The 11,294-nt window shown below is 54.8% G+C and carries 11 protein-coding genes; all 11 read right to left on the bottom strand.

All coding sequences use genetic code 11. From position 1 onward, the window contains the following. Positions 1-195 (bottom strand): hypothetical protein (locus Q1L85_RS16275; RefSeq protein ID WP_300433596.1); only part of this gene is annotated, 195 nt, incomplete at its 3' end. After that, positions 188-496 carry a hypothetical protein gene (locus Q1L85_RS16270; protein WP_300424708.1) on the bottom strand — a complete coding sequence of 103 codons (309 nt, stop codon included), beginning with the start codon at positions 494-496 and terminating at the stop codon, positions 188-190. The genes Q1L85_RS16275 and Q1L85_RS16270, both read right to left, overlap by 8 nt. Position 497: 1 nt before the next feature. Then, positions 498-1,271, bottom strand: coding sequence for a ParA family protein (locus tag Q1L85_RS16265; protein ID WP_300424706.1), 774 nt, complete (start codon positions 1,269-1,271; stop codon positions 498-500). Between the two features lie 145 nt (positions 1,272-1,416). Next, a complete protein-coding gene (locus Q1L85_RS16260; protein WP_300424705.1) occupies positions 1,417-2,445 on the bottom strand; it encodes a chemotaxis response regulator protein-glutamate methylesterase in 1,029 nt (342 codons plus the stop codon). Positions 2,446-2,460: 15 nt separating this feature from the next. After that, entirely contained in the window at positions 2,461-4,692 is a 2,232-nt protein-coding gene (locus tag Q1L85_RS16255) for a chemotaxis protein CheA (protein ID WP_300424704.1), read from the bottom strand. A gap of 12 nt (positions 4,693-4,704) precedes the next feature. Next, positions 4,705-5,481, bottom strand: coding sequence for a protein phosphatase CheZ (locus Q1L85_RS16250; RefSeq protein ID WP_300424702.1), 777 nt, complete (start codon positions 5,479-5,481; stop codon positions 4,705-4,707). 14 nt (positions 5,482-5,495) lie between these two features. Next, a complete protein-coding gene (cheY, locus tag Q1L85_RS16245; protein WP_300424700.1) occupies positions 5,496-5,882 on the bottom strand; it encodes a chemotaxis response regulator CheY in 387 nt (128 codons plus the stop codon). A 239-nt stretch (positions 5,883-6,121) separates the two neighbouring features. Continuing rightward, on the bottom strand, positions 6,122-6,835 hold the full coding sequence (locus Q1L85_RS16240) for an RNA polymerase sigma factor FliA (protein WP_300433595.1): 714 nt from the start codon (positions 6,833-6,835) through the stop codon (positions 6,122-6,124). A gap of 24 nt (positions 6,836-6,859) precedes the next feature. Then, positions 6,860-7,678, bottom strand: coding sequence for a MinD/ParA family protein (locus Q1L85_RS16235; RefSeq protein ID WP_300424698.1), 819 nt, complete (start codon positions 7,676-7,678; stop codon positions 6,860-6,862). 6 nt (positions 7,679-7,684) lie between these two features. After that, a complete protein-coding gene (gene flhF / locus Q1L85_RS16230) occupies positions 7,685-9,034 on the bottom strand; it encodes a flagellar biosynthesis protein FlhF (protein ID WP_300424697.1) in 1,350 nt (449 codons plus the stop codon). Positions 9,035-9,046: 12 nt separating this feature from the next. Further along, positions 9,047-11,251, bottom strand: a complete 2,205-nt coding sequence (flhA, locus tag Q1L85_RS16225; RefSeq protein WP_300424695.1) for a flagellar biosynthesis protein FlhA — start codon at positions 11,249-11,251, stop codon at positions 9,047-9,049. Positions 11,252-11,294 lie beyond the last annotated feature (43 nt).

Here is an 11,294-nt window from a genome sequence, read left to right as displayed (position 1 = left end):
CTCAGGCTCAGGCTCAGGCTCAGGCTCAGGCTCAGGCTCAGGCTCAGGCTCAGGCTCAGGCTCAGGCTCAGGCTCAGTTATGATGGTGCTGACCCTGGTTTCAGTCGCCACAACAAGCAGCTGATCGAGGTAGTCCTGCAGGACACCATCGACCTGATTCTTCACCTTAGTGTCTGGAGAAGGCGTATCAGCCATACCAATGCTCCGGCTCACAGGCGGCAAGCATGGAAGAATGTAAGCGACCGGGCTCCAGTTTCCGCAGCCTGCAGAGTAGCTCAAGGTTAAGTGTCAGTGCAGCGGCGCGCCCCAGAGGGGTGCCCGGCAACATCAGTGCAATCAGGCGATAACCACTGGCGACCGTATCGGCTTCGCCAGCAAAAGGAGCAGTGGCATCGAGAAGCAGACTGTCGAGAGGATGTTCACCCGACTCATCCGCCGGACAAGGTGCCAGCAGACTGTCAAAATATCCGAGCAGGATGTCACTGTTCCCCGTCATATCACTTCCCCTGCTTATCCAGCATTGCCAGCAGGTGGCGGTATGCCCTGACACCACGGGTGTCCGGGTCCAACTGATGTGGGAAAACGCCTTCATGACTGGCATCGCGCAGACGGGTATCGACAGGAATGGCCTCGTCCCAAAGCGCTTCCTGGTAGGTGCGCCGCATTTCTTTGAGACTGGTCAGCGAGGCCGTCGTGCGGCGATCAAACAGAGTCGGTACGATCCAGTAAGGTAACTGGCGCTTCTGGGATTTCATCACCATCTTCAGTGTATGAACCATACGCTCCAGCCCTTTCAGGGCGAGATGCTCGGTCTGTGTCGGTATCACCAGCTGCTGACAGGCTGCCAGAGCGTTTACCAGAAGCACTCCAAGAATCGGAGGCGTATCGAGAAGCACGTAGTCATACTCATCCCACAACTGAGCGAGCGACCGTGCCAGTACCAGGCCCATGCCGTCCTGACCACTCACCTGACGCTCCAGTGTCGCCAGCGAGGTCGTCGCCGGTAGCATCATGACGTTGGGTAACGACGTCGGTTTTAAGGTCGCGCGGATATAGTCAACATCCCGCCAACGCTGTTCGAAAAACAAATGGTACAGACTGCGATCCAGGCCATCCGGGTCCTGCCCGAAATAGCTGGTTAACGACCCATGGGGGTCCAGATCAACCAGCAGAACCCGCTTACCGGAGTCCGCCAGCAGGCCTCCCAGTGAGACAACCGTGGTAGTTTTTCCTACCCCGCCTTTTTGATTCGAAATCGACCAGATTCGCACGGCACAGTTCCTGTAGTACGTTGGGCATCAGCATCCCATGAGTCTTCCGGTAGACTGAAGCAAAAATCGTGTCAGTATCGGATATTGGGGATAAAATCCTGAAATATCGGGGCATTCAGCATGAAAAGGGCAAAGATCTGCCGCCTCAGCGGACGTCAGACGCCAACTTTGGCCCGACATCAGATAACGCCAGGACGGCATCGCTCAACCCTGCGCGGTTGACCGACATCGGCATGCCATAAATCACAGACGTCGCTTCGTCCTGTGTCCAGATATGGCCGCCCGCCTCTTTAATCAGGCGCGCACCTTCTTTGCCATCAGCGCCCATTCCTGTCAGCACAATCCCAAGAGAATGCCCGCCGTAGTGTTTCGCAGCCGAAGCGAATGCAATATCAACGCTGGGACGATAGTTAATCCTCTCATCGCTTTCGCGGATGTGGATCGAACCACCGGCTCTGCGATCGACCATCAACTGCATTCCGCCTGGCGCAACATAGACACACCCCGGACGAATGGCATCTCCATCAGCGGCCTCTTTCACGCTCAGACCACTGAGATTATTCAGACGCTCAGCAAATGCAGTCGTAAAAGAGGCGGGCATATGCTGAACGATAATAATAGGAACCCGGAAATCGGCAGGAATAGATCTGAAGACGGTCTGAAGCGCAGCAGGTCCACCGGTAGAGGTACCGATAACAATCAGCTCAATCCCTTTTAAACGTGTTCCTGAAGTGGTCGCCGGACGAGGCGCTGGCTTGGCGGGCACCGGGCTCTGCCGGCTGCGCGCCACGGCTTCAATTTTATCGGTCAGCAGTCGCCGGATCTGTTCAGAGTTACGGGCAATTGCATCAAAATTTTTGGGGAGAAAATCAACCGCTCCGGCATCTATGGCGTCCAGCGTGACCCGGGCACCCTCAAATGTCAGAGACGAAAACATCAGGACAGGTACGGGTCGTGACGACATAATGTGCCTGACCGCAGTTATGCCATCCATCACCGGCATTTCGTAATCCATGGTGATGACATCAGGTTTGAGACTCTCATTCAGCTCAATGGCCTGTCTTCCATGTTCGGCAACACCCACCACTTCCATCCTGCCATCGGCATTAATGATGTCAGTGACGCGGCGGCGGAAAAAACCTGAATCATCCACCACCAGCACTTTAAGAATCATAATACTTCCTGTACGTCAGGCAGCGCTCGACTGGCGCGATGCATATCTGGCCAGCATGCTTGGAATATCCAGAATCAGCGCAATTCTGCCATCTCCGGTAATCGTTGCGCCCGCCATACCTGCAGTGCCATGCAACATTTTACCCAGCGGTTTAATAACGACTTCCTCCTGACCGATCAACTGATCAACCACAAAGCCGACTTTTTTATTGCCCACAGAAACGACCACCACATGAGCACTTTCGTCAGCGCGTGCACTGGTTTCACCTTTCACCAGCCAACGCTTCAGATAAAAGAGCGGGATGGGTTTTTCCCGTACGACAACGACTTCCTGACCATCAACCACATTGGTCTGAGTCAGATCGAGATGGAATATCTCATTGACGTTCACAAGTGGGAACGCAAATGCCTGGTTTTTCAGCATCACCATCAGCGTCGGCATAATGGCCAGCGTCAGTGGTACTTTAATGCTGATGATCGTCCCTTCACCTTTGCGTGAGTCGATCGCTATCGTGCCATTCAGTTGGGTAATTTTGGTTTTCACCACATCCATACCCACGCCACGACCAGAGACATCAGAAATCTGCTCTTTAGTGGAAAAACCCGGTGCAAAAATCAGGTTAAAGCATTCGTTATCAGTTAACCGGTCGGCGGCGTCCTGATCCATCACGCCTTTTTCTACGGCTTTGCGACGCAATACGTCGGCGTCCATCCCAGCGCCATCGTCCTGAATACGTAGCAGGATATGATCACCTTCCTGCTCAGCAGAAAGAATCACGGTACCCACGCGATTTTTTCCGCTCTGCTCCCGCACATCAGGCAGTTCCACACCGTGGTCTACCGAGTTACGTACCAGGTGAACCAGCGGATCAGCCAGAGCCTCAACGAGGTTCTTATCGAGGTCGGTTTCTTCACCACGCAGTTCAAGGTTAATTTCTTTTTTCAGCTGTCTCGCCAGGTCCCGTACAACCCGCGGGAAACGGCCAAATACTTTTTTGATCGGCTGCATCCGTGTTTTCATAACGGACGCCTGCAGGTCTCCGGTAACTACGTCCAGATTTGCGACCGCTTTTGACATGGACTCGTCGGTACTTTTCAGCCCAAGACGAACCAGTCGGTTACGTACCAGAACCAGCTCTCCCACCATATTCATGATGTCATCAAGGCGTTTGGTATCCACCCGGACGGTTGCTTCTGCAGGGGCTTCTTTGTCTGCTTTCTTCGGCTCAGGCTTAGCCGCCGCCTTGCCAGCAATCGGTGTCACCGGTGCTTTGGCTGGCTCAGGTTTTTTAGCTGGCTCAGGCTTCTTAGCAACCGGTTCAGCCGCTTTCGGGGGTTCAGGTGCCTTAGGAGAAGCAGGTGTTTCCGGCTTTTCTGCTGCGGGTGTGTCACCGGCGGAACCGTGTTTACCTTTGCCGTGCAGACGGTCCAGCAACTCTTCAAATTCCGAGTCGGTGATCAGATCATCGCCACCCGCCGCTGGTGCCTCTGCGGCTGGAGTTTCAGGTGCTTTTTCTTCCGCTTTTTCTTCAGCGCCGCCGTGTTTGCCCTTACCGTGAATCTGGTCAAGTAAGGCTTCAAACTCGTCTTCCGTAATTTCATCACCGCCCGCTCCCGCAGCAGGAGCAGCTGAATCATCCATGCCGAACAGATCATCGCCTTCGTCGAACAATGCATCACCGGAATCCGATTTCGCTTCAGGCGCGGCGTCTTCCGCAGGCGCTTCATCCAGAGCATCCAGTAATTTCTCAAATTCATCGTCGGTGATATCCGAATCGCCGTCAGGGACTGGCTCTTCCGCTGGTGCTTCTGCAACGACTTCTGGCTCTTCTGCGACAGGCGCAGCGGGTGCTTCATCTTCAGGCAACGCCAGATGGTGCAGGTGTTCGATCAGAGCCGGATCGGCGTCTTCAGGCATCACACCGGAGCGCACGGCGTCGAACATCTCATTGACGGAGTCCAGTGCCTGAAGCACAACGTCCATAAGATCAGAATTTACTGAGCGTTTGCCATTACGAAGCGTGTCAAACACGTTCTCGGCAGCGTGACAGCAATCAACCAGAGGGCTCAGCTGAAGAAAACCAGCGCCCCCTTTTACCGTGTGAAATCCGCGGAAGATCGCATTCAGCAGATCTTTATCGTCCGGACGCTGTTCGAGATCCACCAGCTGCTCTGACAGCAATTCCAGGATTTCTCCTGCTTCTACAAGAAAATCCTGGAGAATCTCTTCATCGGCATCGAAACTCATCCGGCTGCTCCTTTAAAATCCAAGGCTCGAAAGAAGGTCATCAACATCATCCTGGCTACCCACCACGTCTGCATTGGCAGTGTTAATCTGTGGGCCTTCGGCTTTGATGTCGGGCTCGTTCTCCCGCTCTTCTTTGACAGATTCCGTCTCGTGTTCGATACCGGTCATCCGGTCGACGTGACCTGCCATTGCGACGAGTGTGACAAGGCGTTGTTCAACATCACGGATCAGATCCGTCACTTTATGAATCACCTGCCCGGTCAGATCCTGAAAATCCTGTGCAAGAACAATCTCTGACAGCTGCCCTTTAATCATCCGGGCATCACTGGCACTGCTATTCAGGTACTCATCGACATCTCGTGTCAGCTGACGAAATTCAGAGGGCGTCAGCTCTTTACTCATAAATTTTTTCCAGCGTGCCGACAAAGCGGTTGCTTTATCGGCCATACCGGATGCAACCGGCATCCCTTCATCCACCAGATCCATCGTGCGATTGGCGGATTTATCGGTCATTTCCAGAACGTACTGCAGCTTGTCTGTCGTATGTTCTATTTCGGATGCCGCGCCAACCGAATCGAGGTTTATGTTCTTGATGGATTCGTGCAACGCCCGGGTGAGCTTGCCAATCTCATTGAACAGTGTGCGGTCACGGAGTTCGTTCAGGTCGTTAACCAGGGCAACCGCCTTGCTTAACTCCCCTTGCTCCAGTTCACGCAGCATCGACTCGGCCAGGGTCTTTATTTCAGACCCCACCTGGCTGTCTGTGCTCTCCAGGTTTACATCAACCATCAGACCACCTGCTGTCAGCCTTCAACGCGTTCAAAAATCTTATCGATCTTTTCCTTCAGCACAGCGGCGGTAAAGGGCTTCACTACATAGCCATTTACCCCTGCCTGTGCTGCAGCAACGATCTGATCGCGCTTAGCTTCAGCGGTAACCATCAGTACTGGCAGACTTTTCAGGCGATCATCTGCTCTGACATTCTTAAGCAGATCAAGGCCCGTCATTCCCGGCATATTCCAGTCTGTTACCAGAAAGTCGAAATCGCCGTTCTGCAGCATGGGAAGTGCCGTCGTACCGTCGTCTGCTTCCTGGGTATTTGTGAACCCCAGATCACGCAGAAGATTTTTTACGATACGTCTCATCGTGGAAAAATCATCGACGATGAGAATTTTCATATTCTTGTCCAAACCGACCTCCAATAATCGACTTTTACAAACCAAGCCGTTCCTAGATTTAGTGTAGACGCAGTTACTGCTTTATCCAGAAAAGAGATGATGGGAAATGATGTTTGTGTGAAAGATCACAGGAAATGGCGAAGCGCTTGAAAATTAAGAGGAAAAATAGCTGACGAATACGACAGAAAGAGTCACAGCTGGCGCGCCCGGCCAGGGAGTGAAAGGCTCAGGTCAGACCAGAACGACCAGCGTCAGGAATCGAGCCAGCCGCCAAGGCGCGCACGCAGCCGGTGAGTCGCCTGACTGTGCAACTGACTGACCCGGGACTCACTGACCCCAAGTACCGCACCAATTTCTTTCAGGTTCAGCTCTTCGTCGTAGTACAGCGCCAGTACCAGCTGCTCGCGCTCTGGCAGTAGCTTAATCGCCTCTGCCAGATGGCTGCGGAAAGCGTCGCGCTCGATACCGGCAAACGGATTTGGCGAGGTTTCCTGAAAAACTTCCATGCCGTTTTCACTTTTCTCTGCCACTTCTTCGTAGCTGAAAAGGCGACAGCCATTACTGTCACGCAGAATCGAATGATATTCTTCCTGGCTGATTCCGAGGTGAGCAGCGACTTCGCTGTCCTCAGCGTCACGCCCTTTCACACTTTCGACTTCTTTAATTGCATCGGTAATGCGGCGGGAATTGCGGTGGACGGAACGCGGAGCCCAGTCCCCCTTGCGGATCTCATCCAGCATGGCGCCCCGGATACGGATTCCCGCATAGGTTTCAAAGCTTGCGCCTTTGCCACCGTCATATTTGCGAGCCGCTTCCAGCAGGCCAATCATGCCTGCCTGGATCAGATCATCCACCTGAACACTGTCAGGCAGACGCCCCATCAGATGATGCGCGATACGCTTGACCAGCCCGGCGTGCTCTCGCACCAGCTCGTCAAAGTTCTGATTCTGTACGTCGGAATACACCAGGCAACTTCCCGTCGACACCCGTCAGGCCCCCACCTGCTGGACCAGCCGGTCTACAAAGAACTCCAGATGTCCACGCGGGGTGGACGGCAGAGGCCAGGAATCCACTTTCTTAGAGAGCGCACGGAACGCCGTGGCTGCCTTCGAACGGGGATAAGCATCAATCACCGCCTTCTGGCGCTGAACCGCGCGCTTAACTGCGTCGTCCTGCGGAATAGCGCCAACATACTGCATGGCAACATCCAGGAAGCGGTCTGTTACTTTGGTCAGCTTGGCGAACAATGCATTCCCTTCCTGGGGAGATCTGACCATGTTGGCCACGACCCGGAAACGGAACACACCATAATCACGGTTCAGCAGCTTTATCTGCGCATACGCGTCAGTAATACTCGTGGGTTCGTCAGTGACGACCACCAGAACTTCCTGAGCGGCGCGGACGAAACTCATAACGGTGTCAGAAATCCCAGCGGCAGTATCGATGATCAGTACGTCGATGTCGTCGCCGATATCATCGAACGCCTGAATCAGTCCGGCGTGCTCCAGAGTGTTCAGCTGTGACAGTTTCTGAGTCCCGGACGAGGCCGGCACAATGCGGATACCTCCCGGCCCTTTCACCATCACTTCGCGCAGATCACATTCTCCCTGCAGCACGTTTTCGATCGTACGATTGGCGCTGATACCAAGCAGAATGTCGATATTCGCAAGTCCGAGATCGGCGTCGAGAATGACAACGCGGCGCCCCATCTCAGCGAGGGCGATGCCCAGATTCACTGACACGTTACTTTTACCTACGCCGCCTTTACCGCCGGTAACTGCAATCACCTGAACCGGATGCCTTGACATGACCTCTTATACTCCGTGTTGAAAGCTTTGCTGTTGGTTCGCCATGCTCATCGCTTCTGCCGCCTGCCAGCGGGTGCGAGCCATACGAGCCATCTGTTCGGCCAGATTCACCAGCCTTGCCGCATCCGGGTAATGCAGATCATCCGGAATATGCGGGCCGTCAGTCACCAGAGTGACGGGCAATCGGGTCAGCGCTGCAACGCTCATTCCCGCACCAAGACTGAAACATTCGTCCATCTTGGTGAAGACGCAACCGTTGAGGCCGGCGCCTTTGAAGTGTTCGTAGTTTTCCTGCAGGCAGCGGGCCTGACTGGTCAGTGGCAGTACCAGTAGCTTTGTAATGCCTGCACCTGCCTGTTTAAGCATAGACAACTGAACGGAAAAATGTGGGTCCTGACTGGCAAGACCGGCACTGTCTATCAGTACAAGTTTCTTATCCCTGACGGACTCAATCGCTTTCGCCAGGTCATCTCCCTGCTTCACGACCTTCAGATCTACGCCCAGAATGCGCGAAAACGTGCGCAACTGGTCGTGAGCTGCAACGCGATAGTTATCCAGCGTAATGAAGGCGACGGACTCAGGGCCGTGGCGCAGCACGAAACGCGCCGCAATTTTACCTATGGTCGTTGTCTTGCCGGCTCCTGTCGGTCCGACCAGCGCAATACGTCCGCCGCGCTCAAGCAGACCAGGCGCAGTAATCGGAAGATCTCCACGGATCATTTCCATCGCCTGCTTCCAGGCAGCATCAAGCTCACCTTCACCAGGGCTGGCGCTGGCAATCCGGTCGGCCCAGGCAGGCTCCAGCCCCATGTCCTGGCATCTCTGCCACAACTGAGACTGTTGCCATGTCAGTGGGCGCCGGGTATCCCAGGCACTCCCCTGGTGGCTGACTAACCAGTCTTTGAGCTCACGCAGCTCCCCCTGCATTTCCTGCAGGCGGGTCTGATATTCACCGTTCTGAGCCGCCGCTGGCTGGGCGGTCGTATTGGGCTCCTGAGGTTTCCGGGAAGGGCTCGCCGGCGATTCTGAACGCAGTGCACTCAGCGCTTCACGGATACCGTCTGCACCCGACAGGTCACTGCGGCGTACCAGTTCTTCGCGATCCGATTTACGTTTCTGCTCGGATTCACGGGTCGCTTCGCGGGCAGCGTCCAGTTCACGCTGCAGGCGCAGCTGACGCTCGAGTTCTCCGGGTTGTGAAGCCTGAGCTGCACCGGCCATGTCAACCGATGCAACGACTTCCATGCCGCGCTCCAGCTTTTTGCTGGAAACGATCACGGCATCCGGACCTAACTCTGCAGACACCATCCGCAGAGCCTGTTGCATGTTTTCAGCGACAAAACGTTTTACGTTCATAACCGTTTCTCATCAGGACTTGCCGCCAACGGCAGCAACAATCGTAATACTCTTGTTATCCGGGACTTCCTGGTACGCCAGCACATGCATCTGCGGCAGGCTGTTGCGTACAAACTGAGCCATGGAAGGCCGCAGTTGCGAAGTCACCAGCAGCACAGCAGGACGTCCTGCGGCTTCCTGAGTCTGAACCGACTCAGCCAGCGAACGCTGCAGGGTATCTGCCATACCTGGCTCGAGAACCAGTCCCTGCATATTGCCCTGCTGTGCACTTTGCTGAAGAGTTTTCAGCAATAACTGTTCCAACCCTGGGTCCAGGGTCATCACGGGCAGCTCATCCGTGTTACCAAAGATGTTCTGGGTGATCATGCGGGCCAGACCAAGGCGTGCAGCAGCGGTCAAAGCGGCAATATCTTGACTCTGAGCGGTCGAATTCGCCAAAGACTCGGCGATTGAGCGAAGATCGCGGATCGGCACATGCTCACGCAGCAGGTTCTGCAGAACTCCCAGCAACTGGCTGACCGACACCTTATTCGGTACCAGTTCTTCCGCCAGCTTAGGTGAACTTTTCGCCAGCATATCCACCAGATGCTGTACGTCCTCATGACCAATCAGTTCGTGTGCATGCGTGTTGAGTTTCTGGTTCAGGTGGGTCGCAACGACCGTACTGGCATCGACTACTGTGTAGCCGAGCGTCTGCGCCCGGTCTTTCTGATCCGGGGTGATCCAGAAGGCTTCCATCCCAAATGCCGGATCCACCGTGGCCATGCCATCGATTTTTCCGAAGACCTGGCCCGGGTTAATCGCGAGTTCGCGTTCAGGATGAATTTCCGCTTCGGCGAGCGTGACTCCCATAAGCGTTATCCGATATTGATTCGGGAGCAGATCGAGGTTGTCGCGTATGTGCACCGAAGGCACAAGAAATCCCAGCTCCTGTGACAGCTTGCGACGGACGCCTTTGATACGCGCCAGCAGCTGGCCACCCTGATTTTTATCGACCAGAGGGATCAGACGGTAACCAACCTCCAGCCCGACTCTGTCGACCGGTTCAACATCGTCCCAGCCCAGCTCTTTCACTTCGAGTTGTTTGACGGCTGCCTCGGCTTTCTCCTTCGGAGCAGCCAGGGCGTTACCTGTACCCGGCCCCAGAGCCGCCTGTTTCTGCTGCGCCGGTGTTTTGACACCAAGCCGTTGAGCCACGGCATCCCCCAGCTGGCCACCCTCTTTCTTCCAGTGAATGATGTAGGCCGCCAGACCTGCAATGATGGCTGCACTGATAAACACCGTATGTGGCATGCCGGGTACCAGCCCCATAAGCAGCAACAGACCGGCAGAGACAGCCAGCGCGCGAACCGAACCGAACATCTGCCCGAACACCTGCTGTCCCATGTCTTCGTCGGTACCGTTACGGGTAACCATGATGGCGGTCGCGGTTGACAGTAACAGCGAAGGAATCTGCGCAACCAGACCGTCCCCTATGGCCAGAAGCGTGTAGGCAGAGACGGCGTCGTTAAACGTCAGGTTGTGCTGTGCCATACCGATAGCAAAACCGCCAACGACGTTAATGATAAGAATCAGAATCCCGGCAATCGCATCGCCTTTGACGAATTTACTGGCACCATCCATCGCACCATAGAAATCCGCTTCTGCGGCGATATCGGCACGCCGGGTTTTCGCCTGCTCTGCATCGATCAATCCGGCATTAAGGTCGGCGTCAATCGCCATCTGTTTACCGGGCATAGCATCCAGGGTGAAACGCGCACTGACTTCTGACACCCGGCCGGCACCTTTGGTGACCACGACGAAGTTGATGATCATCAGAATCATAAACACCACCAGACCCACAGCGTAGTTGCCGCCAATCAGTACTTCACCGAACGCCTCGATCACCTTACCGGCCGAGTCACCGCCCTCATGACCATACAAGAGAACGACGCGGGTAGACGCGACGTTCAGCGCCAGCCGCAACAGCGTCGCAATCAGCAGAATGGTTGGAAAAATAGCGAAATCGAGCGGCCGGCGTGAGTACACACTGACCAGCAGAACCACGATGGATAAGGCGATATTAAATGTGAAAAATGTATCGAGCAGAAATGGAGGCAGCGGCAGGGTCATCATTCCCAGCAGCACCAGCAGCATCACTGGGATACCGAGGTTGCCCTGCATCAGAACTGATGCACCCGATTTAAGTTGTCCGACTACGCTACCAGACGCCGCCATCCGTTCTACCCGTCAAAAAATTGTTCTTTTATTGGGTATTGCA

The sequence above is a fragment of the uncultured Thalassolituus sp. genome (assembly GCF_950066645.1).
In the GTDB taxonomy this organism is placed as follows: Bacteria; Pseudomonadota; Gammaproteobacteria; order Pseudomonadales; family Oceanobacteraceae; genus Thalassolituus.
The sequence above is the reverse complement of the archived record's forward strand: the minus strand, read 5'-3'. Positions and strand labels throughout refer to the sequence as shown.

Coding starts and splice junctions, on each gene's coding strand:
- Q1L85_RS16260 (WP_300424705.1), bottom strand. CDS start 2,445: ATGATTCTTAAAGTGCTGGTGGTGGATGATTCAGGTTTTTTCCGCCGC.
- flhF (WP_300424697.1), bottom strand. CDS start 9,034: ATGAACGTAAAACGTTTTGTCGCTGAAAACATGCAACAGGCTCTGCGG.
- Q1L85_RS16255 (WP_300424704.1), bottom strand. CDS start 4,692: ATGAGTTTCGATGCCGATGAAGAGATTCTCCAGGATTTTCTTGTAGAA.
- flhA (WP_300424695.1), bottom strand. CDS start 11,251: ATGGCGGCGTCTGGTAGCGTAGTCGGACAACTTAAATCGGGTGCATCA.
- Q1L85_RS16250 (WP_300424702.1), bottom strand. CDS start 5,481: ATGGTTGATGTAAACCTGGAGAGCACAGACAGCCAGGTGGGGTCTGAA.
- Q1L85_RS16270 (WP_300424708.1), bottom strand. CDS start 496: ATGACGGGGAACAGTGACATCCTGCTCGGATATTTTGACAGTCTGCTG.
- Q1L85_RS16235 (WP_300424698.1), bottom strand. CDS start 7,678: ATGTCAAGGCATCCGGTTCAGGTGATTGCAGTTACCGGCGGTAAAGGC.